This is a genomic window from Vibrio vulnificus CMCP6, assembly GCF_000039765.1.
Taxonomy (GTDB): Bacteria; Pseudomonadota; Gammaproteobacteria; order Enterobacterales; family Vibrionaceae; genus Vibrio; species Vibrio vulnificus_B.
This window is the reverse complement of sequence record NC_004460.2, coordinates 1,470,526-1,495,486: the sequence shown is the minus strand read 5'-3', so window position 1 is coordinate 1,495,486 and position 24,961 is coordinate 1,470,526. Positions and strand designations below refer to the sequence as shown.

Genomic DNA, 24,961 nt, shown 5'->3' with positions numbered 1-24,961 from the left:
TGGCTACTTTTTCATCTGCATCAATGCCGCGGCATTCAAAATTGCATCTTTGGTGGTGACGTCGATGACCTTAATGTGCTTAAAGCGTTCAGGTTCTTTGATGGCGACGTCGTGGGCGAAGATCACCAACTTGGCCCTTTGGACATCTTTGGCAGTAATTCGATTAATGATGCCGTTGGCGCCTTGCGTTTCCACTTTGATTTTCACTCCGAGCAGGCATGCCGCCTTTTCCAGCGATTTCGCGGCCAAGAAAGTATGCGCAACACCAGAAGGGCACGAAGTGACGGCGAGAATATCGGCTTGGCCTTCCCCCACTACCGAAGAGTATGCCAGTGTATCGCCTGGCGAATTCTCGTCTTCATTGACGGTTTTCTTCAGAGCAATGGCGATCAGCGCCGTGGTCATGGCACCAGCAATCGTGCCGACGATATAGCCAATTTTTCCATCAACGACAGGAAGCACAATCCAGCCACCCCAAGGCGCATGATTGAGTACTTGGAAGAGAAAGCCAATCACGTTGCCGACAATGCCACCAGCAATGATTGCCGGCAGCACACGTGCGGGATCCGCCGCTGCAAACGGAATCGCCCCTTCGCTGATGCCAATCATGCCCATAATGCCGGCCGCTTTACCCGCCTCACGTTCATCACGTTTGAATTTACTGGGTGACAACAGCGTGGCCAGCGCCATCCCCAATGGTGGGGTACAAATTGCAATGCCGACCCCGCCCATCAACCAAGGTTGGGTGTTCACTTGCGTTTGGGCAAACAGCGTGGCGACTTTGTTGATTGGCCCGCCCATGTCAAACGCGGTCATCGCTCCCAGCACTGCGCCTAAAGCAACTTTGCCAGAATCGGCCATCGAAGCCAGAAATTGATTGAGCCATAACATGCTGCTGGCGATAGGAGAGCCAATCACCCACATGATCGCGCCACAAGTGATGAACGTTCCGACCAGAGGATAGATGAAAATGGAGCCGAGTGAGCTCATGCTGTCGGGAAGCTCGATTTTTTTCAGCTGACGCACCACAAACCCCGCCCAAAAGCCCACAATGATCGCGCCTAAAAAGCCCGTATGGTATTGGTTGACCGCAATCCAAGTGCCAATCATCCCCGGCGCTAAACCCGGTTTGTCTGCCATGGAATAGGCGATGTAACCACCAAGTACCACGGTAAACAAGGTGAGGCCAGCAATACCCATTTGCGCGATGTCCGCTAATACTCCCTGCTCTGGCACGGCGCCATGTCCGGTGATCATTACAGAAAGCGACAGTAGCACCCCACCCGCGACAATAAACGGCATCATATGAGAGGTGCCAAACAACAGATGCTCCTTAATACGTGCGACGCGTTGCGCCATCGGGCTAAGCGGCTGATGAACATACTCACCCATGCCATGCCCTTGCGTGGTGTTTGCACCGTTGTGGTCCACAAACAACGCTCGCGCCTGATCGACATTTTCCGCGGCTTTGAGCTTCTCAACAAAACCCTCTTCAATCAATTTACTGGAGATTTGTGCCAACACTTCAATGTGGTGATGATCTTCGCCATCGGGGGAGGCGAGCATAAAAAACACGTCGGAAAGCTGACCATCTTCCGCGCCATAATCAATCCCTTGGCGGCTGATCCCCACCACCACAGCGGGTAAGGCAACAGCGTGACTTTTGGCGTGGGGAATGGCAATTCCCTCTTCAAAACCGGTATTGCCAATCTCTTCTCTTAGCCAAATATCCTTTAAAAATTGCTGTTTATCGGTCAATTTCCCCGCTTTATCCAACAACTCCACCAATTCAATCAGCACTTCTTCTTTGCTGTTGGCGTTCAGATCTAAGCAGATGACTTCGGGTTCGATCAGGTTGGTCATATCCACGATGGCTTTACCTTGCGTTGTCCATACTGTTGTCCATGTTATTGAGGCGTGCGTAGGTTCGCGCACGCGCGTGTAGGCTAGATTAACCAGCCAAGCGGTTTCAAAACATAGGACGAAAGATGCAATAACTGGATTTTTGTAACATCAAAAGCGAATTGTGAACTGGGTCTGCTGCGAAAAAGCCGCATTTGACTTACGCTGTGCTAATATCCCGCCAAACGTTACCACGAGATAGTCCGATGAAAGTTGTTGCGGTCACCGCTTGCCCAACGGGCATTGCGCACACCTACATGGCGGCCGATGCATTAACCAAAGCCGCACCAAAGTACAATGTGCAGATCAAAGTCGAAACCCAAGGTGCGATGGGGATCGAAAATCAACTGACGCCTCATGATGTGGCTCATGCGGATAAGGTATTGATTGTCTCGGATATCGAAATCGAACAGCCAGGACGTTTTGAAGGTATGAACGTGGTGAAACTCTCCATCGAAGATGTGCTGCTCAACGTCGACAAAGTGTTTCTTGTCCACTGTCGCTGAACACCAGCATGATGCATGAATATCAAGTCACCTTCTTGGTGAACGATGTTAACGCCAGCGCCCATGTGGCCCAGCCATTGTCTCGTGTTGCGCGAAAGTTCAAAAGCACGCTACACATCATCAATATCACGCAAAATCGCAGCGCAGAGTTGGCAAAGTCACTCTCGGTACTGCAAGTAGGGTTGCAAGAAGGGGATTTTTGCCAAATCACCGCCATTGGCATTGATGCCGAACTCGCCTGCTTTGTGATTAAAGACATGCTCTCGGATCACTTCACCGTGGTCGGTTCAAAGATCAACTATGAGTTCTCCAGCCATCTGGCCGAGCGTCTACCGCAAATTTGCCCACCAGCCGAGGTCAAATGGCACTATGCCAAAGCACACACCGAACTCACCAAATTCGAGTGTTTGAAAGGGTTAGCGCAACTGATCTACCCCGTTTCGCCCGATGAACTGATTTTGGCGTTTATCAAGCGAGAAGAGCGCTCTTCCACCAGCGTCGCGCCCGGCATCGCGATTCCTCATGTGATGTTTGAAGGCATTGAACACATTGCTGTGGCGGTGATCAAAAACGACGAATCGATGGATTGGGCTTCAAAAATGGGCGAGGTGCATTTGGCCATTGCTTTAGTGATGCCAAGCAAGCCCAATCGAGAACAGATCATCGCCGCGACCAATTTAACGCGTAATTTACTGTGTGATCAGATGGTTGAGCGGCTACTGCTGACTCGCAGTGGCGTCGATCTGCAAGCGCTGCTGATGTACGCCATGTCGCGCCTGCTAAATTGAGGCGCGGTAATCGGTTGGCGTGCGCCCCGTGCGATTTTTAAACACGCGGCAGAAGTAGTTCACATCCTTAAACCCGCAGCGCAGCGCCACTTCATTGAGCTTAAAGTTATACTTCTTGAGCATAAACTTGGCGCGGTCCACCCTTACCCAAGTGATGTAATCGGCCAACGTCATATGCCCTTGCTGGCGAAACAGCCGCGATAAATGATTGGCAGAGATGCTAAAACGCGATGCAATACTTTCCCGGGTAATTGGCCGATGGAAATTCTCTTGGATATAAATGCAGATCCCTTGATAGAGATCTTGTACGCGGTTGTGCGACTGCTCAACGGGGGCATTGAGCATGGTTTTGGCGTATTGCAGCAAGGCTTGCAGCAACAACTCGTCCATCGGCTTCTTGTGATTTTCACGCGCCAATGAGCTGAGTGCCTCTAAGATGTTATCGATGGCAAAACCTGAACGGGTTTGGATACTGTGCTTTTGGATATCGTAAAAGTTGGCTTCGCCTTTGCGCTTACTCACCAAACTGAGCCCCAACTGGCGGCGACCAAACAACATGCTCAGCACCGAGCAATCGGTATCCCAATTCGGCTTATTCCAGCAGTTAGAAGGAATAAAAATCGCATCACCCGCTTTGGCGACAATTTTGCTCACTTTGCGATCGTGGCTTTCCATTTCATTAATGTATTCCCCATCCAAGACTAACTCCAAACGGGGAAAGTTAACCTGATAGCTAAATTCAGGTGGCGTATGAAAATCGCCAGCGAACCAAATATGATGAAAGGATTCACGTTCATTTAGTACCGATGAAATCAAATCATCAAACATCATCTCTCGTCTCTCATCGCATTGTTCAGTTCGTAACGGCGTAAGGTATACAACGATTGTTACCATCACTCCTTGAACGAAATCACACTCCCGGCCAAATGATACAAAAATCCAGTCACAGCACCAATTCTCTAGTGCCCATTTTCTTATTTAAAAACAACAAACACACTTTAACTTAATGAAATAACAGAAATTTAACGTTAACAAAGACTAATTTTGAGGCAGAAACACTCACCAAATCTCATAGCGATCCAAATCACATTCAACTCATACCGATACAATTGTCCAGTAAATGTTCTATTTCTTCACTACTCGCTCGATCCGCAAAATTAAACAATATCTCTGACAAATACCCAGGCCACTTGGCGCAGCAGCGTGAGGTCGGCGCGGGATAAAAAAGACAAAACACAGAGGTTTCTATGATCAACCAACTGATTAATGCCAATTTAATTCAGCTTGATCTGCAAGCAAATACAAAACAAGCCGTTTTTGAAGAGCTGATTGACATCCTGCATTCGCAAGGACGTATTTCAGATAAAGCGGCCTTCCTACAAGACATCCAAGCGCGTGAAGAGTTAGGCAACACCGGATTTGAAGACGGCGTCGCGATCCCTCATGCGAAAAGTGCCGCCGTGACCCAACCTGCCGTCGCCATTGGCGTGAGCAAACAGGGCATTGAGTACGGCGCAGAAGACGGTTTGCCTTCCAAACTCTTTTTCATGATCGCATCCCCCGATGGAGGCGATAACCACCATATTGAAGTGTTGGCTGAACTCTCTTCCAAGCTGATCGAAGAAGGCTTTATCGACGCATTCCTTAATGCCGAAAACACAGAGCAAGCGCTGCAGCTATTGCTGAAAAAGGCCGAACCTGCGCCAGAGACCCACCCATCGGAGAGCAAAGGGTTGATCATCGGTGTGACGGGTTGTCCTGCAGGTATTGCCCACACTTACCTCGCGGCAGAAGCGCTGGAAAAAGGCGCGGCGGCGTTGGGCTACCAAATCAAAGTGGAAACCAACGGCTCGATTGGGGTAAAAAACAGCCCAACCGCAGAAGAAATTGAACGCGCAGAGGCGATTGTTGTCGCATGTGACAAACAGGTCGACATGGCGCGCTTTGCCGGTAAACGTGTTGTCAAAACCAACGTCAAAGCCCCAATTCGCGATGCTCAGAAGCTGATTAACGAAGCGTTAAACGCGCCAAGCTACCAAGCCGAAAGCGCCAGCACGCAGTCGGTGGCGAACAAAGCGTCCCAAGCGCGCTCTGATCTCTATCGTTTCTTGATGAACGGCGTGTCTCACATGATCCCATTCGTGGTCACAGGGGGTCTTCTGATTGCCTTAGCCCTTGCGGTCGGCGGCGAGCCAACCGAAGCGGGCATGGCGATTCCTCCCGGCAGTATGTGGAACCAAATTCTTGAAGTGGGCGTGGTTGCTTTCACACTGATGATCCCGATTTTGGCGGGTTACATTGCCTACGCGATCGCAGACCGACCAGCACTGGCTCCGGGTTTAATCGGAGGTTGGATTGCGAACAACGGCTCTTTCTACGGCGCAGAAGCGGGAACAGGCTTTATTGGTGCCATCATCGCGGGCTTGCTTGTTGGTTACTTCGTTAAGTGGATCACCTCCATCAACTACCACAAGTTCATTCAGCCACTCGTTCCGATCATGATTGCGCCCATCACCGCATCGCTGTTCATTGCTGGTCTGTTCATCTTCGTCATCGGCGCCCCTATTGCCAGCTTAATGGACGGTCTCACCGCCCTGCTCACCAGCATGAGTACTGGTAACGTGATTCTACTGGGCATTGTGCTGGGTGGTATGGCCGGCTTTGACATGGGTGGCCCATTCAACAAAGTGGCGTTCTTGTTCTCTGTCGGCATGATTGCCAGTGGCCAAACCCAATTCATGGGCGCGATGGCGTGTGCCATTCCGGTTGCACCACTTGGCATGGCGCTCGCCACTGCGATGGGTCGCAAGTTCGATTTATTTGAATCGTCAGAAATTGAAGCAGGTAAAGCGGCGGGCGCAATGGGCTTAGTCGGTATCTCTGAAGGGGCGATTCCATTTGCGGCGCAAGATCCGATGTCGGTTATTCCTGCCAACGTATTGGGCTCTATGGTTGCAGCGGTAATGGCGTTCTCTTTCGGCATCACCAACAGCGTGGCGCACGGTGGCCCTGTGGTAGCACTGCTTGGCGCGATGAACTACCCGTTATTGGCGCTAATTTGCATGGTTTCAGGCGCTGCGGTTACAGCAATCACTTGTGTGACGCTGAAGAAAATCCGCGCACAAAAACTGGCGGCCGCAACCGCTTAACTCCCCTCTTTTCACCGTATGGCTTGGGCGCACGCTCAAGCCATCTTTCCGATGGTGACTTTTCTGAAGGTCACTTTTCTAAAGATAACTTTTCTGAAGGCAAGAAAGATGTCTGAGATTCTAGCTTCGCAAGCAACCCTGCCGCAGGCGGTGTTTTTCCCTATGACCAATCCGATACAAAACTATGCGTGGGGCAGCAAAACCGCCATGCAGCAATTGTTTGCCATCGAAAATCCAACCAATGAACCCCAAGCAGAGCTGTGGATGGGAGCGCATCCCAATGGTTGTTCATGCGTCACGATGGCAGGTCAGCAAGTTAAATTGTCTGACTTTATTGCGCAAAATCCAGCGCTGATTTTAGGTGAGCAGACCGCCGCACAGTTTGGGGAGCTGCCTTATCTATTTAAAATTCTCGCCGCTGAAAACGCGCTGTCGATTCAGGTGCACCCCAACAAGCAGCAAGCTGAATTGGGCTTTGCCCGTGAAGAGCAGCAAGGTATTGCGTTGACCGCCGCCAACCGCAATTACAAAGATCCAAACCACAAGCCAGAGCTGGTTTACGCGCTTACCGAATACCACGCGATGAACGGCTTTCGCGCTATCGATGAAATTCTCAATGTCTTCACCGAGCTGGCGATTGACGAGTTGAGCTCCCTCGTGGATGCGTTCTCAACTAACCCAACCGAACCAGGGTTGAGTGACTTTTTCTCTGGCTTACTCTCATTGCAAGGCGAAGCGAAAACCAACGCCGTAGAGGCCTTGATCCACCAAGCAAAACAGGTTGATTTGCCGCTCTTTGCCTTGATTGTTGAACTGGAAAAACAGTACCCCAACGACATCGGCTTGTTCGCGCCATTGATGCTCAATGTAATTACCTTACAGCCGGGGGAAGCGATGTTCTTGCACGCCGAGACACCGCACGCCTATTTGCATGGCACGGGCTTAGAAATCATGGCCAACTCCGACAATGTGTTGCGCGCGGGTTTAACGCCAAAATACATGGATATTGATGAACTGGTGGCGTGCACTCAGTTCATACACAAGCCGTTGGAACAACTGCACCTTGAGCCAAACCTGAGTGACGGTAGCCTGCACTACCCCATTCCTGTCGCCGACTTTAAATTTGCGATTTTACCGCCAGCAGAAAAGCTGACGATCAACGTTTCCAGCGCGGAAATCTTGCTGCCTCTGGATGGCGATCTCGAACTCAACCACGCTAATGGCGAACGTTGTTTGCTCAAAAAGGGCCAATCGGTGTTCATTCCCGCTTACTGTGAACACTACACCATCACCAGCCAAGGCCGAGTGGCAAGAGCGTTGAGTTAAGCACCTTCGAGGGGCGCTCTTCGCCCCAATTTTGGATGCGAAAGAAGGCTTGGTTGCTGAACTCAGCTCACCGAGTACTCTAACTCAGAGTAAAACTCCGAATGACTTTAGCAACCAGTTCAGCCTGATTACGGGTTGCGGTCTTCGCTAGGCACGCTTTAATCTGCTGTCGAATCGTGTTGCTGGTTGCAGCACGTAGCACGGCAATTTCATCAACCAAAGAGCCAGAGCAAAGTAAACTGGTCACTTCCGCTTCCGCTAAGGTTAATGAAAACAAAGACATGATTTCTTGAGGATGAATTTTTAACCGACTCGCGCAAGCTTGCACCACCACTAAACAACAAGCGACATTGTGTGGTCCAATCGGTGTCACGACTTGGTAAAACCAAGGCTTTAATGTCACTCGATAAACAATATGCTTATCCCAAGCATAAAAACGCTTATCAAACTCTGCGCCAAGGATAGCGGCGGATTGATTTAAACCGAGTTTAAATTGAGCATCTGTCTGCGCTGAAGCGAAGCTTAATCGACGTGAAAAGAAAGTCGACGATTGAAACAACGTGCTGTTAGACAATAAAACTTGAGCCGATGCATTCAAGTAACGCAGCTCAGCATGGTGGTCACAAACAAAAATGGCTTCAGGCAACACATCCAGTAACGCATCTTGAGCGCCTGCCGCGTTGGCCTGCTGCATACGCAGTGACATTCCCAAAGCGTGATCAATATGCGGAAGAAACGCATTGGCAGCCGCCACCTGCTGCTGAGAATAGTAAGCCGTGTCAGGCCCTGACATAAACGCAATTTCGGTGATCAATGGGCTATCCGGTTTAGCGAGTAAACAGCCAATTGAATTTCTGATTGCCGCCGGCTTCGCAAAATCCGAGTAAATTTCGGAACCAACAAAGTCCTTATCATTGCAAACCAAATGGCTAGCATGAAACTGGTTGGCATCGTGCTGTGCCAATCCCTGCGTCCACAAATCTACTTTATAGAAATGCTCTTGATAGGTTTCAAAATGGCCAGATTCAAAGCCATGGGCAACAAACCGAGACGGCGAATGATCAACACTCGATCGGCTAGCAATAAATGCGTGCGAAGACCCTAATACTTCACTCAGGCGGACCAACACCTCTTGCCATAATTCTGGCTTTTCAATGGTGCTGTAAATCTGTTTTACAATATCAATCTGATCAACTTGACTCATATCCACCCATCAACCTAGAAGCAGTCAACTGCGCAAAAAGTATTAAACCCCCACTCGGCAATGTCAAATAAATGTGAGAAATGTTAACAGCATTACCCATATGGGTATTGTTGGGCAAAATTCTCGATGAAATACTAAGCTTGGATGACAAGACAAGGGTTGCCTTGTGCAAAATAAAAACCGATTGGAGCACATATGAAAATACGACTACTAACAGGATGTGTGGCACTTGCTTTGGCTGGCTGCGGCGGCAGTAGCGATTCATCTACCCCGACACCACAAACCAAAACGGGTGTCTTTCTAGATAGTCCCGTTATCGGCATGAATTATCGCACCGCAACCATTAGTGAAGGTGTGACCACAGAAGGCGGCAAATTTACATATTTAGAAGGTGAAACGGTCACCTTTTACCTTGGCGATCTCACCTTTCCAGCCGTCAAAGCAGCTGCTCAAGTGACGCCAGCTGATATCGGTGGCGGACTCGCAACCACCACTACAGTTAACATTTTGCAGTTGCTGCAAAGCCTAGACGAAAACGGTGATCTCTCTGATGGCATCACCATTAGCGATGCCAGTAAGGATGCTTTTGTCGGCACAGGATTAGATGTCGGCAGTGATAGCTTTGACGCAGATGCTAGCGCCATTTTAACCAGCATAAGTAAAACCTTAGTCACCGAAGAGGACGCTCAGGCTCACTTTACCGATACCTTAAAAGGCCAATTGACCGGCAGTTGGTTATTGAGTGAAGGCGCAGGAAAGCGCAATGTGCTGACCTTTTTCAACGATAACAACTACATCATAGTGCACGAACATTCCGACATTCCTGACGATGGCGACCAACCTGCGGGCTCGGCAGAATACGGGACTTATACCTACGATCCTGCCACGCAAATGTTGGCGCTTAACGTGACCAGTGAATCGGATAACTCCGGCGGATTAGCAGACGACTTTGGCTCAATCACTCTCGAAGTTCAGGCCACACAAACGACTCTAGACATCACTTTCGCTGATGAAGCCGGTGAGCAGGTTCAATTTAGCAAAATCACCGACAGCAGTAATGCCATGGTGGGTGCTTGGTACTTGAGAGAAGATGACATTAGCAGCGATAACATCTTAACCATACTACCAAATAATCAATATGTGATTGTGCACAGCAATAACCAAGAAGCCTACAATGGTGAAGCGGTTATGGCCACATCCGGCGAATTTGGTAGTTTTAGCCTCAATGGTGGTGTGTTCACCGTCACCAGCATCACTAGCGAAGCAGACGGTCCGGGCGGCTTATATGATAAAGATAGCCCCATGTTTAGCGCAACTGTCACGGTAACAGACAATGAAAGCCTCAACTTTACTAACTCAGATGAGAATTTCACCTTCAGCCGAATCAAGTAAGCTTGAGACACAACAAGCATAAAACCATACCGTGTTGATGGTAACCACTGACCAGCAACACGGCTTCTCATGGTTCTCACTCCGTTTTCGCGTGGAACATCACCTCACTTCGTTTATCACGATCCGACCAGAAGTTGATATTGAACTGCGCATCGTCGCTCATCTCGATACGATGCCAATATTGTGGCGGACTGGTCGCAAACTGCCCCGCGGTGATCACCACCACTTGCTCTGCTTCCGTTGCCTCTTCGTTGGCAAAACCATAGTACGTGACCGTCCCTTCCATCACGCACAGCTGGCCAAATACCCCTTGCGCGGTATTGTGGTGTGTCAGCAGCGCTGCTGGCACGGTTTGTTTGGTAAAAAATGGGGTGGAGCGTTGAATCGTCCACTCTTTTGGAATGCGCATATGTGACATCGTCTGTCCTCTTTAATTTGCTTGTTACTTATCCATTCGCGCGCTGAGACAGCTCGCGCAACAATGGGAACGCCTGCGTTACATACTCACCTGTGACCACAAAGCCAGTAAAATCCCCCAGTGGGCTTTGCGCTTTAGCCACGATACCCTCTGGCGAAAGCTGCACCTGCCAATGCGATTCTGGCGAAAAATCGCCGGCCAACTGAATGGGATAACTTGGCGTTTTCACCTTCACCATCATGGGTGGGAGCGTCAACCGTGCCTCTTGACCGACTAACTGCTTGGCCAACACATTGGCGCTCAGCACAATCGGTTGTAAATAGGGCAACATACGCCCTTCAATTTGCGCGCAATCCCCTAAGGCATAGATGTGCGGATCGGATGTGTTGAGCTGATGATCAACGCAAATTCCTCGCTCAACGCTCAACCCTGCTTCTCGCGCCACAGCGGTATTGGCTTTGAGCCCCGCCGCGCATAGTACCGCGTCCACGGCAAACTCACGTCCATCGTGCAGCGCAATCGCCAACGTTTGACCCTGCTCTGTCACGCTTTCCACACGGCTATTTAGCGCCAACTGAATGCCATGCTTCATCAACTGCTGTTCTAATGGCAGAGCAATAAACTCCGGCAGCAAATTGGCTAACAGGCGTGCATTGGGCTCCACCACCGTTACCTGTTTGCCGGAGGTTGCCAAATCCAGCGCGATCTCCACGCCAATCAATCCGCCACCAATCACCAACACATGCTGAGCACGGCTTAACGGCTGCTCAGCCGCTTGATACTCTTGCAGCGAGTTCAACGTCATCACTTTTGCCAGACCATCCCCACGCATCGGCGGCACAAACGCTTGTGCTCCGGTGGCAAACACCAGTTTGGAATAAGGGTAGCAACGGCCATTAGCCACCACTTGCTGTTGCTGGGTCAGCACGCGTTCGACCTGCGTGTGAGCGTGCAGTTGCACGTTGTATTCTTCGGCAAATGCCTCGCCGCTTTTCACCACCAAGTCTGCCGCGGTTTGACGCTTGCTGAACACGTGGCTCAAATCCGGTTTGTTGTACTCGGCACCGTCATCGGCAGTGAAGATCTGAATTGGGATATGTGCGTCTAAACGACGCACACTTTTGACCAACTGGTAGGCAGCAAAACCACTGCCAATGATGATAATGGGATCGGACATCACACCCTCCTTACCCTTGGTATTCAACAAAAACGTCTTTGCCTAAATGGCATTCTGGGCAAAGGAAATAATCCGGTACATCGGCCCAAGTGGTGCCCACTTCAATGCCTTGATTGGGCTCCCCTTTAGCGGGGTCATACACCCAATTACAAACGGTGCAAACCATGCATTGGCAATCGGCTGAATGTGCGGCGTCTGCGGTTGGCGTGGTTTCTGTTAACGGTTGCTGCGCTTCGATCCCCTCGATTGGTGTTGCTGACTGAAAGGCATTTACAGGCGTACTCAAGGTCGATTTATCTTTAACGGCCCACAGTTTGGCGATCTGCTGACCATGCTCACGACACTCTCGCATCGCTTTTCCATCCGGACGCCACTTGGTTTTCAAGCTAATCGCCGTCTCAAACCCTGCATCGGTTAAACGCGCGTGGATACGATCAACTGCACCACCATTCCAGCCATAACTACCAAAAGCCGCGGCTTTTTTCGCTTTAAAACGCAGCCCGGTGATCTCTTCTAACATGCCAGCGATTTTCGGCATCATCACGTTGTTCATGGTTGAAGAGCCAACCAGAATCCCTTTGGAACGGAACACATTGGCTAAGATCTCGTTCTTATCTTGCTTGGAAACGTTAAATACTTTCACGGCAACACTCGGGTCAACATCGTGAATACCTTGAGCAATCGCATCGGCCATCATGCGTGTGTTGTTCGACATGGAATCGTAGAAGATGGTGATGCGGTCTTCTTGGTAGTCATTCGCCCAAGCCAAGTATTGCTCGATGATCTGGGTTGGATTCTCACGCCAGACAATCCCGTGTGAGGTGGCAATCATATCGACAGGAAGGTTAAAGCTCAGCACTTCCTGAATCTTCGCCGTCACCAAAGCACTAAAAGGCGTCAGGATGTTGGAATAGTAACGAAGGCACTGCTCCATCAACTCCGCTTGATCCACTTCGTCATTGAACAAGCGCTCATCGCAGTAATGCTGGCCGAAAGCGTCGTTACTGAACAGTACTGCATCGCCAGTCAGATACGTCATCATACTGTCTGGCCAATGCAGCATTGGGGCTTCAACAAACACCAATTGCTTGCCATTACCGATATCAATGCTGTCACCCGTTTTGACCGTTTTGAAGTTCCATTCAGGGTGGTGATGATGACCAACAATGGAATCAATTGCGGCTTCTGTGCAGTAAATTGGTGTGTTGGGGATCTTCTCCATCAGCGCCGAAAGTGCGCCTGAGTGATCTTCTTCAGCATGGTTAATCACAATGAAGTCGATGCTTTGCAAATCGATTTCCATTTGCAGGTTTTGAATAAACTGCTGGCTAAAGCGATGATCAACCGTGTCAATCAGTACGGTCTTTTCTTCACGAATCAAGTAGCTGTTGTAACTGGTACCTTTGGTCATTTTGTATTCTGTACCGTGAAAATCTTGTACTTCCCAATCGCGTTGTCCTACCCAATGAATATTGTTTTTTACATGAATCGTCATGATTACTACCTTGCAAAATAAGTGAAAATTTTTTCTTGGTTAAACATCTACTTATTCTTATTGCAGCGACCATGCCAACTTTTAAAACCAATATATTTCAATAAGTTAAAATCAATCCAACTTTTAACAGTGTCTAAATGACACTATTGAATTTTGTCATTTAGACACTACAATTGTCATATTGACATTATTGGTATGACCTTATGACTTCGCTTATCGCCCAGTGGTTGCACATCACTCAGGACCTCAACTCTGCGCTCACACGCCAAGCGCGATTCGATACCCTGCTCACCACCATTCGCGACGTACTCAATTGCGACTCCTCTGCGCTGCTTTTATTTGAAGATCAACACTTTAAGCCGTTAGCAATCAATGGTTTGGCCAAAGAAGTTCTTGGCAGACGCTTCTCCATTGAACAGCATCCTCGCTTGGAAGCCATCGCGCGAGCAGGAGACATTGTGCGCTTTCCCTCTGAAAGCACTTTGCCCGATCCCTACGATGGCCTGATCACCAACCACCAAGGCAAACTCCACGTTCACTCGTGCATTGGTTTACCATTGCTGATTGATGACCAACTGATTGGTGCCATCACCATCGATGCGTTAGACCCAAACCAATTTGATCAGCTAAAAAACCAAGAATTGCGTTTTATCAGTGCGTTGGCCGCCGGTGGCTTGCATACCGCGCTGCTTTTGGAACAGTTGGAAACCCAAGCCAGCTTGCCGCGTGAATCTTACGCCGAGAAGCGCACGCTCAGTAATGAGATCATCGGTAACTCACAGGGGATGAGAACACTGCAAGATCAGATTGATGCGGTCGCCAACACCGAGCTGTCTGTGCTGGTCATGGGCGAAACTGGAGTGGGCAAAGAGCTGGTCGCCAATGCGATTCATCATCGTTCTGACCGAGCGTCAAACAACTTGGTTTACCTCAACTGTGCAGCGCTGCCGGAATCGGTAGCGGAGAGCGAACTTTTTGGTCACATCAAGGGGGCATTTACTGGCGCCATCAGCCACCGCAAAGGGAAATTTGAGCAAGCCGATGGTGGCACGCTGTTCCTCGATGAAGTGGGTGAATTATCGTTAGAGCTACAAGCCAAGCTATTGCGAGCGCTGCAATATGGCGACATTCAACGCGTTGGTGATGATCGTCATATTCGCGTTAATACGCGTATCGTCGCCGCAACCAACCGAGTACTGCATGAGGAAGTCAAAGCGGGGCGTTTCCGTGCTGATCTCTATCACCGGCTCAGTGTCTTTCCGTTGCATGTGCCACCCCTACGCGAGCGCGAAGAGGATGTGATTTTGCTAGCCGGATTTTTTGCTGAACAAGTCCGAGGCAAACTCGGCTTACACAGCGTTCGGCTCTCCCCTTCTCTGGTCGCAGAGCTTAGGGAGTACCACTGGCCGGGCAATGTACGCGAGTTGGAGCATGTCATAAAACGCGCCGCCGTTTTGGCCAAAGCGCGCACGCCGCAAATGGACATCGAACTGATCTCGCAAGATTTCGACATCAAAACGCCGACTTCTCCCATGATGCCAACCGTTGCAGCCTCGCAAGCTCAACACGAAATTCACAGCGACATCGGTTTGAAACAGGCAACCGACGCCTTTCAAAAAAAACTTATCTTACGAGCATTAGAGTCTAACCAAGGCAACTGGGCCGCCACCGCAAGGCAACTAGAGCTCGACAGTGGCAACCTTCATCGTCTAGCCAAGCGATTAGGTATTAAGTAACAAAAGGGGCTCAATGAGCCCCGAAACATAACCATGTGCCGAATCTACTGCTTACCTTGGCTTGAGATGAACGCGATCTCGTTCTCAGTAGAGGCATCCACCAAACGAGAAATATCCAATGTTTCGAGTATTTTATGCTCAAAGGTTTCATCCGAAGAAAGAAGCCACTTACGGAATTTTTTCTTAGACGCTTCGCCTTCTAAACGATATTTAAACTCAAAGCTCAATATATAGTTATCTTTAATAGGCAAATTATAGAATCTTCTAACGGTATTTTTATAATCGATGTTCCCCTCTACATACTTAGAATAACCGTATTTTCCTATTTTCACAGATTCACATTTTATTGGCGGATATGACCTCAGATACGAACCAAGCAGATAGTCATTTCTTTCTATAGAATCATCGTCACTATCTGGTAAATTCCCCCAAACTTTATTAGCGTATCTATATGCATTTTCCATATCCTCCGTATGCCTTCCGCGCTGGCTTTTATGATCTGGATTTGGGTCGTGATAATAGTCAACATACTCTTTTTCAAGAATACGACCAAGGGATTCAACATCATCAATTTTTTCTTTTACTTGTTTTATTCTTACGATCACAAGTAGCAAACCCTGACTATTGCATGGAAGTAAAGGATTTTTAATGACATTGCTAAATCGATAGGACACAAAACCAAGATGAACAATGTCTTCATGGCCATCATTAACAAAAGCATCATTAGATATAGGTAAAGACACACACTCCCTCTCATAGACAAAGCTAGAGTAATTGCTTGGAAATGAGCACTCGTAGAAATAATTATCTATTTTATATTGAGCTAGTTCTAATCTTTCAAAATTAGGTTTACCTCTAAAACCATCTCGAAAGTTTTTAATAAACATAATATATCTATCACTTAGCGAAAATAGCGTTTAACTGGGGATCGACCAAACGAGATATCTCGAGCGTTTCAAGGACTTTATGTTCAAACGTTTCATCCGAAGAAAGAAGCCACTTTCGGAATTTTTTCTTAGACGCTTCGCCTTCTAAACGATATTTAAACAAAAAGCTCAACATATAGTTGTCTTTGAGCGGAAGGTTGTACACTCGTTGGAAAATATGTTTGTAGTTAATATCACCTTCAACGTACTTAGAATATGTATGTTTACCAAGTGTAATAGATGTACATTTTATTGGCGGATAGGCCCTCATGTAGTTCCCTAAAATATAGGCATCTCTTGATTTCTTATCCTCATCATCCGAATAATCCTCCCATCTTTTCTTTGCATATTCAGAGGCGTGATTCATATCCTCGGTATGCCGACCACGCAACGTTCTTTCTACTGGTACAGGATCATGATAAAAGTCTAGATATTCTTGTTCTATCACAGCGTTTAACGATTCAATGCCATCAAATGATTGTGGCACTTTTTTAAGCCTCAAGATCACTAGCAGTAAGCCTTGGCTATTATAGAGATCGATAGGGTTGATAATGACGTTGTGAAATCGATATGAGAAGAAACCCAGATCAACTTTATGCTCAAAAAAGTTGGGATCGGCACTGTCGTTAAGTACGTCTAAGTTCGTTTCCTGAAGATAGTATTTAAAACTAGAGTAATTATCGGGAAAGGAGAATTCATAGAGGTGCTCATCAACTCGATATCGAGCATGAGCTCTGCTTACAAAATTGGGTTTTCCTCTAAAACCATCAATAAGATACTTAATAATGATATTTTTCCTCTGATAAAAATCACCATCAGCCCTTTAATGACATTCGCATTCAGTTTTATGGATTTGTCAAACAGGCTTGTCATTGCAAATATCAATACTAAATTAAAAATTCACAGCCTCAGATCAAATGCTCATTTCATTCAGAAAAATGAGACGTACTTAAGTCACCTGTGAAAGTAACTATTTTGTAGATTTCATGTGACTCGCATTAAATAATAGGCACCAGCATTCACCTCCTCGCCCCTTTCAAACTCAACGTGATAGAGTCGATCACCAAAACACTGGCATTCCCCCAGCTCACAAGCCTTTAACGTTTGTTCGTGGAAAGTCTGGGGCAATCTTGGCAGAGGGTTCCGTTGCGGCACTTGTATGCTAAACAACAGCTCATCCTAATGTGTTTGAGCCTGCCTTCAGTTTCCTCTTGGATGAGACTCGCTAAGTGTTTGTCAGATAAATGAAACGCATCCAACCAAAGTTTCGCTTGCTGCTCGATATAGCCATTGTTGAGTTCAGGTCTCATGGTTTGAAGCTTGATCAGACAACTTAAAATCAAATCGGCGAGCAAGTGGTTGCTAAATCCGGGGCGAATTCGTGTCCAGTGGTTGATTTGTTGACGGTATTGCTCAAACAAAATTAATAACTGCTCACCAGCTCTCGGGACCAATACCTCCGGCTCGCCATGCCAGTGCATTTCAGAGGCAAAGCGGTATCCCGCAATAAAGCCACGATGCTGGAACTGGCCAAAGTGCGCAAAATCTGGCAACGACTTTAACCCATAGATGGAGAGAAAACTGAGATAGATAGGTTGCCAACAGAGCAAGTCCCAAGTACGCGTTAACCAGTAACTGCTGCCCGCTTCTGGATTAGCCTGCGTAAGCTGGTGATAAATGCTCTGTATGATGGCAGTGCTGTTTGGATTTCCGACCAAGATACACGCTTTCGGCAACTCTCCGAATGAGCCTTTTAAATAGGGGGAAACCTGCTTCGAGTGCGTGAAAATTAATTGATAAATAGCGGGTGGAGGTGGACGAAACCAAAAACGTTTGAGCCATTCTGGGCGCATAGACAACTAATATCGAGTGTGAGTTGGCCAATACCTTAACGCAACAGGAATTGTAAAACTTAACAATACGGTGCAAAATGATAACCATTCTCTTTTGATTGACTTAACAGTTGTACTCTGATGCCACCCTCATGGTTGAGGTACAATTCAATCCGTATGCTTGGTATTCATTGTGGCAACAGCACAAAGTAGAGACAGATCTGTATCGACATTCAATCGCATCAGCAAGGTGTTGTCGTTCATTCATAACAACCTTGATGCGCCGCTGTCTCTGGAAGAAATTGCGGAACAAAGTTGCTGGTCACGCTGGCAATTGCAACGCGTCTTTCAAGCGGAAACGGGCTTAACCGTCGCGCACTATGTACGTGAATTGAAACTGAGCACTGCCGCTGAAATGCTGTTGGATACGGATCAGCGAGTCATTGATATCGCCCTTTCCCTTAGCTTTAACTCCGAGATCGCCTTTAGCCGCGCATTCAAGCAGTTGTTTGGCTACAGCCCTCGCCTCTATCGCAAGCAAGCGCAACGCTTTGGCCTAAAGAAACCCATCGAAATATCAGAAATTAATCACGCAGGCATCAATGCAAGCTCGTTTGTTGAAGTGAAAGTCGACACCAAAGAGGCGTTTTTGCTGAAAGGGGTTCGTGGGGAAATGAATGGCTTATTTTCTCTTAAGCCCAATTTCGCACAAGTCGTCCCTCTGCTTTGGAAAAACCTTGAAGAAGCGGCCACAAACCTTCCGCCATTAATGAACCGAAGACTTGGTGTCGTGGATGTAACTCAAGCGAGTTTCGATGGTAGCCACATCAAGTATTGGGCAGGTATCGAACTTGATTCGAACATATCCCTTCCAGAACTGCCCAGTTTGATTTCCGATCAACTCGAAACGCTGGCAGTACCCCAACAAACTTACGCGATCGTAAAACACAAAGGCCCGATTGAGCGACTTCCGAAAACGCTGGAATGGTTCATTATTCATTGGCTGCCAAATTCTGGCTATCGCGGCATAGATGGTTATGAACTGGAAGTCTACCCCACTGACTATCACCCCAACTCACTCAATGCTGAAATGGAGTACTGGGTACCGATCCAAAAAGTATGAGGTTATCCAAGCTCATGTATATCAACAAGTGACTTTAAGTTTGTGTTGAAGTTGCACCAAATTGTTAACTATCTTTTGAGCTGCCCAATACAATGCAAATGAGAATTACTACCATTAAGTATGCATTGGTATTTAGGGACACTATGAACACAACAACTCCATTTAAAACTTCCTCTATCGCGCTTGCGATCATGGCTACGTTTACCACTCCTCTTGTTGCCGCCGAGCAAAGCAGCATCGAAAACGCTCAGCTTGAAACGACCCAACTTGAAACCATTACGGTGCTTGGCAAGGTCTATCGCAATACGGCGACCAAAACGGCGTTGGAGCCCGAGGAGACACCACAAGGTGTGACGATCATTGATAAAGAACTGCTGGATCAGCGCGGTGTTAAATCGGTCAATGAAGCCCTGCGCTATGCTCCGGGCGTAGTGACGGAACAAAAAGGTGCTGCGGTCACCATGTACGACAACTTTTCTATCCGCGGCTTTGAGACAAACAACCAGAACTATTACGATGGTTTGATCTTGCCTTACTTAGCAGGCTGGAACTTGCATCCACAAATTGACCCAGTCGCAATTCAGCAAATAGAAGTGTTTAAAGGCCCAACCTCGGTGCTCTACGGAACCATGCCTCCGGGCGGCATGGTCAACATCATTGCCAAATCACCGCAACAGGAACAAAGCACATCGGTAGGGCTGGCAACGGGCTCGCGTCATCTTGTACAAGCGTCGCTGGACTCTGCCGGGCAAATCGGTGACAGCAACCTATCCTACCGACTGGTGGCCATGGCACGTAAGCAAGATAGCCAAGTCAACGGTGCCGATGAAGAACGTTATCTCATCGCACCGTCTCTCGACTGGCAAGTAACCGATCGCACTCTGATCAACGTAAATCTTTACTATCAGAACGATCCCGCCATGGGCATCAACTCTTCCATGCCTGTTGAAGTGGTGAAAAGACAATCGCCTTCGGTCTCGATGGGAGATACCAATTGGAGTACCTTCGAGCGTGACATACTCATGCTTGGCTATAAGCTCAATCACGAGTTCAATGACAACTGGTCATTTCTACAAAATGCCCGTTATACCGATGCCTCGTTGTACCAAGAGAACACTTATCACCTTGATACCGGCTTTACAGCGGCGACGGGTGCGCTGTCTCGAAATATCTATACTACCGATGAAAGTTACAAGAGTGTGGTGATAGACAACCAGCTTTCTGGTCTAGTGACGATGGGCAATTGGCAGCACAACTTGCTGGTTGGCGTCGATTACCAAGATCTCGATGGGGATTCTTCATACAAAGAGTTCGCTGGCAACGCTGCTTTTTATACCTTCAATGCCTATCAACCAAACAACAATCTGTTAGACAAAAGCCAACTCAACGAAGTCTATTCAGAGCGCCACGATATTGGCTTTGAACAGCTGGGCGTCTATTTCCAAGATCAAATACGCCACGGCCAACTGATTTTGCTGGCAGGCGGACGTTACGATCTGTTCAAATCCCACGATGATAAGACAAGTACTGCGCCAACGTATGATGGCAAAGAAACGTCCGATCACAACCAGTTCTCCTATCGTGTTGGTGCTTTATATGAGCTTGGCAATGGCCTGTCACCCTTTGCCAACTATGCCACCAGCTTTGAACCCGCGGCAGGCACCGACATCAACGGCAAGAGCTTGAAACCGCAAACGGGCGAGCAGATCGAAGTGGGCTTTAAGTACATGTCTGCAGACATGGCCAACACGTTGACCGCGTCTTACTTCAACATTACCAAATTTGACTCCATTGCCGCCGACCCTAACGACCCAACGTTCCGTGCAAAGATCCAATTGGGCGAAGTAACGTCTCAAGGTGTCGAGCTTGAAGGGCAAGCCTATCTGGCTGATAACTGGGATGTGCTGGCCTCTTACACCTACCTTGATATGGAAGTGAAAAAAGCCACCGATGCCACGCTTGTCGGAACGACACCGATTTATGTGCCAAAACACAGCGCAAATCTTTGGACGAACTACTACCTCACTTCCGGTGCTTTAAGTGGTGCTCGTATTGGTGGTGGTGTGCGTTATGTGGGCGAAATGGAAATGGATGCTACCAACACCCAAGGCAAGGTGCCATCGTACACGGTCGCTGACCTCTCGCTTGGTTACGACCTGGGCAGCGCGAGTGATTCACTCAATGGCGCGCAAGTTAACTTGGTGGTGAACAACCTGTTCAATGAGCAATATTACTCATGCTACAACCAGACCAACTGCTGGTTTGGCGCGGAGCAAACCGTCGAGCTCAACGTGAATTACGGCTTCTAACCAAATAAAATCGACAAAAAAAGCAACTCTTTCGGAGTTGCTTTTTCTATTTCACTTCGTTTCAACTAGGCGTTTTCTAGCTGAGCCACCATGCTACGCGCAACGGCTTCGGCCACTTTAATGCCGTCGATACCCGCAGAAAGGATACCGCCAGCATAACCTGCACCCTCACCCGCTGGGTAGAAACCTTTGAGGTTAACGCTTTGGTATTCTTTGTCGCGCTTGATGCACACAGGAGAAGAGGTACGCGTTTCCACACCGGTGAGCAAACCGTCTTCAGACGCAAAACCTTTGATCTTGCGATCAAACGCGGGAATCGCTTCGCGGATCGCTTCAATAGCGAAGGGTGGCAACGCCTTCTCAAGGTCCGTCAGTTTAATACCTGGCGTGAATGATGGCTCCACGTCACCAAGAGCACTTGGATCGCGACCTTTTAGGAAGTCACCAATTTTCTGTGCAGGTGCGTCGTAGTTTTCACCACCAAGACGGTAAGCATTGGATTCAAGCTCGCGCTGGAAACGGATACCCGCGAGCGGATCGCCCGGGTAATCGATCTCAGGAGAGATGCCCACCACAATCGCACTGTTGGCGTTACGCTCAGCACGTGAGTATTGGCTCATGCCGTTTGTCACAACGCGGCCTTCTTCAGAGGTCGCCGCTACTACCGTGCCACCCGGACACATACAGAAGCTGTAAACCGTGCGGCCATTCTTACAATGGTGCACCAGTTTGTAATCTGCCGCGCCGAGAATTGGATTGCCCGCGTTTGAACCAAAACGCGCTTCGTCGATCATCGACTGTTTGTGCTCGATACGGAAACCGACAGAGAACGGCTTCGCTTCCATATAAACGCCGCGCTCATGCAACATTTCAAAGGTATCGCGCGCACTGTGACCGACAGCGAGCACCACATGGCGAGATTTCAGCTCTTCACCGTTAGACAGCGTCACGCCCGTGATTTGGCCATCTTCCATATGGATATCGTCAACACGCGTGCTAAAGCGAATCTCACCGCCGAGCTCAAGAATTTTCGCGCGCATTTTTTCGATCATCGTAACCAACTTAAAGGTACCGATGTGCGGCTTACTCACGTAGAGGATCTCTTCTGGCGCGCCCGCTTCAACGAATTCGGTGATCACTTTGCGGCCGTAGAAATTAGGATCTTTCACTTGGCTGTAAAGTTTACCGTCAGAAAAGGTGCCCGCACCGCCTTCACCAAACTGTACGTTTGACTCCGGATTCAGCGTACGCTTACGCCAAAAACCGAAGGTATCTTTGGTACGCTCACGCACCTCTTTACCGCGTTCAACAATGATTGGGTTGAAACCCATTTGCGCCAACACAAGGCCAGCAAACAAGCCACAAGGGCCAAAACCGATCACGATTGGGCGCTCAGTGAGGTTCGCTGGCGCTTGAGCCACATACTTGTATTCCATGTCCGGCGTTTCACGAACATGGGGATCGTTACTGAACTTCGCTAACAACTTGTCTTGATTCGCCACTTCAATATCCAGCGTGTAAATCAACTGGATGTTGGTCTTTTTACGAGCATCGTAACCACGTCTAAACATGGAAAAAGAAAGAACCTGCTCTGCGGAAATGCCGAGCTTGGCGGTAATGGCTTCGAGAAGCGCGCCTTCCTCATGGTCGAGAGGAAGTCGAAGTTCAGTTAAACGTATCATGGGATATCTCGTTACAGTTGGTGTCTTAGCCTTGCTGGATCATTTCCTTCTAAAAAAAACAACCAGCGCAGCTCACAATGGCGCGCATTTTACGAGAAATTGCTTTCTATGTCATACAAAAAGCAGAACTGGGTCATACTAAAAACCAGAACGAAGCAAAGTTCACCATAACAATCGCCGTCACCAATGTTGAATTTTGCCTTGGGATCAGTATCATCCCCCTTCTTCATTTTTGACCGCAACGTGTCATTGAAGAATGTGTTTCACTGAACTAAAGAGCGCTATGTCATGGCATTTGTGGTAACTGATAACTGTATCCAATGTAAATACACGGATTGTGTCGCCGTTTGCCCGGCGGATGCCTTTCACGAAGGGCCGAACTTCATGGTGATCAACCCCATCGAGTGCATCGACTGTGGTTTGTGTGTGGACGAGTGTGCCGCCGCGGCAATCTTCCAAGAAGATGAGTTGCCAGAAGATCAAGTGATCTACAAAGAGCTGAATGCGGAATTAGCCGAGCTCTGGCCAGTACAAACCGAAGTGAAGCCAGCAATGGATGAGGCAGAAAAGTGGAATGGCGTGCCAAACAAGTTGGACATGCTCGAAAGATAAGTTTTCCCAGCGAATCGATGGGTTAACCAGATTCGAGAAAAACGGATTCAATAAAAAAGCGTCGTATTCCACGACGCTTTTTTGCTATTTCAAGTAAACGGTTTGCTATTGAAACCACTTATTATTTCACAGCAGCAAAACTATACGCTTAACTGTGCTGACGGCGAATATTGTCGAGAATAATGCCCGTTGCCATCGCCACATTGAGCGATTCTGCCCCACCAAACGTCGGAATGGTGATCTTGTCGGTGACGAGCTTCGACGCTTGTTCACGAACACCGTGAGATTCACTGCCCATCAGCAAAATGCCTTGCGCTGAGAACGTCGTTTTGTGAACACTTTCCCCTTCAAGAAACGCACCATAAATTGGCAAATTTGCCTGCTCTAAGTAACTGGGCAGATCAACCAGGCTCACCTGCACACGGCCAAAGCTGCCCATGGTGGCACTGATGGTTTTCGGGTTGTATGGGTCGGCACAATCGCTGCTGGCAATAATGTGTTTGATGCCATACCAATCCGCCACGCGGATGATGGTGCCAAGGTTACCGGGGTCAGACACACCATCAAGGGCGATCATCAAACCTTGTGCTTTTGGCGTTTCAATCGCAGGGATTTCTACCACCGCAATCGCCGCGTTGTTGCTCACCAGCGTGCTCGCCTTCGTCAAATCGTCCAGCGATGCTTCAATGCATTCATAACCTGCCAGCTCAACCGCATGTTGCTGTAGAAACTCTGCCGTGGCAAACACCTGTTTCACCTTGAGCGTGCTGTTGGCCAACTCAAGGACATTTTTTTCACCTTGAACCAGAAATAAGCCAAGCGCTTTGCGCTGTTTCTTTTGCCCCAAAGCTCGAAGCAGTTTTAGTTGGTTTTTTGAAATCATTGCATTGTCCCAGATAAAAGCGTGCGAATTATAGAGCAAAGCCGCGATGAGCTAAAGGGGATTGGCATGTTGTCCTCATACACAAACAGAAGATGGGGCGATGAATGATGGCGCTATGGCTATTATCCAGTGATTTCGGCGCATTTGATTGCCAACGGTTGCTCGATTTTTGACTTTTAGTTGGGACAAACCGAGAGTGGCAGATTCACGGGGAATTAGCCTGCATCGCTTTCTAATCGCTAAATGAGGCGAGAGCCATTGCTATACCCTTTCCCATAGGGGATACAAGCCTCATTGTTTGTTGTTCTGTTTTCAACACATTCTTCATCGCCCATATATGGACATATTTCATCCATTTTCATTTTAATCTTTTGAGAAAGTAAATAGCATATATTACTGACATGGTTAGAAGTAGAAGGCTTATTGATAGCCAAAGTAATCCTAATAATATGGAAAATAAGTAATAGCGATAAGAGTGGTCTTTGCTTATTACTTTGATGT

At 48.2% G+C, this 24,961-nt stretch carries 20 protein-coding genes; 9 read left to right on the top strand and 11 right to left on the bottom strand.

Features of this window, described 5'->3' with window-relative positions; translation table 11 throughout:
• Positions 1–3 precede the first annotated feature (3 nt).
• Positions 4–1,869 carry a PTS fructose transporter subunit IIBC gene (locus VV1_RS21450; protein ID WP_011082236.1) on the bottom strand — a complete coding sequence of 622 codons (1,866 nt, stop codon included), beginning with the start codon at positions 1,867–1,869 and terminating at the stop codon, positions 4–6.
• Positions 1,870–2,108: 239 nt separating this feature from the next.
• Between VV1_RS21450 and VV1_RS21445 the strand changes: the two genes are divergently transcribed.
• Entirely contained in the window at positions 2,109–2,408 is a 300-nt protein-coding gene (locus tag VV1_RS21445) for a PTS fructose transporter subunit IIB (protein ID WP_011082235.1), read from the top strand.
• An 8-nt stretch (positions 2,409–2,416) separates the two neighbouring features.
• Positions 2,417–3,196 carry a PTS sugar transporter subunit IIA gene (locus VV1_RS21440; RefSeq protein WP_011082234.1) on the top strand — a complete coding sequence of 260 codons (780 nt, stop codon included), beginning with the start codon at positions 2,417–2,419 and terminating at the stop codon, positions 3,194–3,196.
• Here VV1_RS21440 and VV1_RS21435 read toward each other — a convergent pair.
• Positions 3,188–4,027, bottom strand: coding sequence for a helix-turn-helix transcriptional regulator (locus tag VV1_RS21435; RefSeq protein ID WP_011082233.1), 840 nt, complete (start codon positions 4,025–4,027; stop codon positions 3,188–3,190). The genes VV1_RS21440 and VV1_RS21435 overlap by 9 nt on opposite strands.
• Before the next feature lie 416 nt (positions 4,028–4,443).
• Between VV1_RS21435 and VV1_RS21430 the strand changes: the two genes are divergently transcribed.
• Positions 4,444–6,345 carry a PTS fructose transporter subunit IIABC gene (locus tag VV1_RS21430; protein ID WP_011082232.1) on the top strand — a complete coding sequence of 634 codons (1,902 nt, stop codon included), beginning with the start codon at positions 4,444–4,446 and terminating at the stop codon, positions 6,343–6,345.
• 108 nt (positions 6,346–6,453) lie between these two features.
• Complete coding sequence (gene manA / locus VV1_RS21425) at positions 6,454–7,671, top strand: mannose-6-phosphate isomerase, class I (protein ID WP_011082231.1); 1,218 nt, start codon at positions 6,454–6,456, stop codon at positions 7,669–7,671.
• A 79-nt stretch (positions 7,672–7,750) separates the two neighbouring features.
• Here the strand turns inward: manA and VV1_RS21420 are convergent, their stop codons facing one another.
• Entirely contained in the window at positions 7,751–8,875 is a 1,125-nt protein-coding gene (locus VV1_RS21420) for a helix-turn-helix transcriptional regulator (RefSeq protein WP_011082230.1), read from the bottom strand.
• 195 nt (positions 8,876–9,070) lie between these two features.
• Here VV1_RS21420 and VV1_RS21415 point away from each other — a divergent pair, with 195 nt between their 5' ends.
• On the top strand, positions 9,071–10,267 hold the full coding sequence (locus VV1_RS21415; RefSeq protein WP_224656416.1) for an adhesin: 1,197 nt from the start codon (positions 9,071–9,073) through the stop codon (positions 10,265–10,267).
• A gap of 76 nt (positions 10,268–10,343) precedes the next feature.
• Here VV1_RS21415 and VV1_RS21410 read toward each other — a convergent pair whose 3' ends face one another.
• The 3 genes from VV1_RS21410 to norV are packed head-to-tail and all read right to left on the bottom strand — an operon-like array spanning position 10,344 to position 13,357.
• Positions 10,344–10,685: a TehB family protein gene (locus VV1_RS21410; protein WP_011082228.1), complete on the bottom strand. Its 342-nt coding sequence runs from the start codon at positions 10,683–10,685 to the stop codon at positions 10,344–10,346.
• Between the two features lie 28 nt (positions 10,686–10,713).
• Positions 10,714–11,862 carry an NADH:flavorubredoxin reductase NorW gene (norW, locus tag VV1_RS21405; protein WP_011082227.1) on the bottom strand — a complete coding sequence of 383 codons (1,149 nt, stop codon included), beginning with the start codon at positions 11,860–11,862 and terminating at the stop codon, positions 10,714–10,716.
• A gap of 10 nt (positions 11,863–11,872) precedes the next feature.
• Positions 11,873–13,357 (bottom strand): anaerobic nitric oxide reductase flavorubredoxin, encoded by a 1,485-nt coding sequence (norV, locus tag VV1_RS21400; RefSeq protein WP_011082226.1) that lies wholly within the window; start codon positions 13,355–13,357, stop codon positions 11,873–11,875.
• A 203-nt stretch (positions 13,358–13,560) separates the two neighbouring features.
• Between norV and norR the strand changes: the two genes are divergently transcribed.
• The gene (norR, locus tag VV1_RS21395) at positions 13,561–15,093 is read left to right on the top strand and encodes a nitric oxide reductase transcriptional regulator NorR (protein ID WP_011082225.1); all 1,533 of its coding nucleotides are present in this window, start codon (positions 13,561–13,563) and stop codon (positions 15,091–15,093) included.
• Between the two features lie 44 nt (positions 15,094–15,137).
• Here norR and VV1_RS21390 read toward each other — a convergent pair whose 3' ends face one another.
• From VV1_RS21390 to VV1_RS21375, 3 genes are all read right to left on the bottom strand, one after another.
• Positions 15,138–15,980 (bottom strand): hypothetical protein, encoded by an 843-nt coding sequence (locus tag VV1_RS21390; protein ID WP_011082224.1) that lies wholly within the window; start codon positions 15,978–15,980, stop codon positions 15,138–15,140.
• A 10-nt stretch (positions 15,981–15,990) separates the two neighbouring features.
• Positions 15,991–16,527 carry a hypothetical protein gene (locus VV1_RS21385; RefSeq protein ID WP_011082223.1) on the bottom strand — a complete coding sequence of 179 codons (537 nt, stop codon included), beginning with the start codon at positions 16,525–16,527 and terminating at the stop codon, positions 15,991–15,993.
• Positions 16,528–17,116: 589 nt separating this feature from the next.
• Complete coding sequence (locus VV1_RS21375) at positions 17,117–17,872, bottom strand: siderophore ferric iron reductase (protein WP_011082222.1); 756 nt, start codon at positions 17,870–17,872, stop codon at positions 17,117–17,119.
• A 172-nt stretch (positions 17,873–18,044) separates the two neighbouring features.
• Between VV1_RS21375 and VV1_RS21370 the strand changes: the two genes are divergently transcribed.
• On the top strand, positions 18,045–18,974 hold the full coding sequence (locus tag VV1_RS21370; RefSeq protein ID WP_043921211.1) for an AraC family transcriptional regulator: 930 nt from the start codon (positions 18,045–18,047) through the stop codon (positions 18,972–18,974).
• A 143-nt stretch (positions 18,975–19,117) separates the two neighbouring features.
• Positions 19,118–21,283, top strand: coding sequence for a TonB-dependent siderophore receptor (locus VV1_RS21365; protein WP_011082220.1), 2,166 nt, complete (start codon positions 19,118–19,120; stop codon positions 21,281–21,283).
• Positions 21,284–21,348: 65 nt separating this feature from the next.
• On the opposite strand, the gene VV1_RS21360 is transcribed toward VV1_RS21365, so the two are convergent.
• Entirely contained in the window at positions 21,349–22,965 is a 1,617-nt protein-coding gene (locus VV1_RS21360) for an NAD(P)/FAD-dependent oxidoreductase (protein WP_011082219.1), read from the bottom strand.
• A 288-nt stretch (positions 22,966–23,253) separates the two neighbouring features.
• Between VV1_RS21360 and fdxA the strand changes: the two genes are divergently transcribed.
• Complete coding sequence (fdxA, locus tag VV1_RS21355) at positions 23,254–23,577, top strand: ferredoxin FdxA (protein WP_011082218.1); 324 nt, start codon at positions 23,254–23,256, stop codon at positions 23,575–23,577.
• 148 nt (positions 23,578–23,725) lie between these two features.
• On the opposite strand, the gene VV1_RS21350 is transcribed toward fdxA, so the two are convergent.
• Positions 23,726–24,460, bottom strand: a complete 735-nt coding sequence (locus VV1_RS21350; protein ID WP_011082217.1) for an RNA methyltransferase — start codon at positions 24,458–24,460, stop codon at positions 23,726–23,728.
• Positions 24,461–24,961 lie beyond the last annotated feature (501 nt).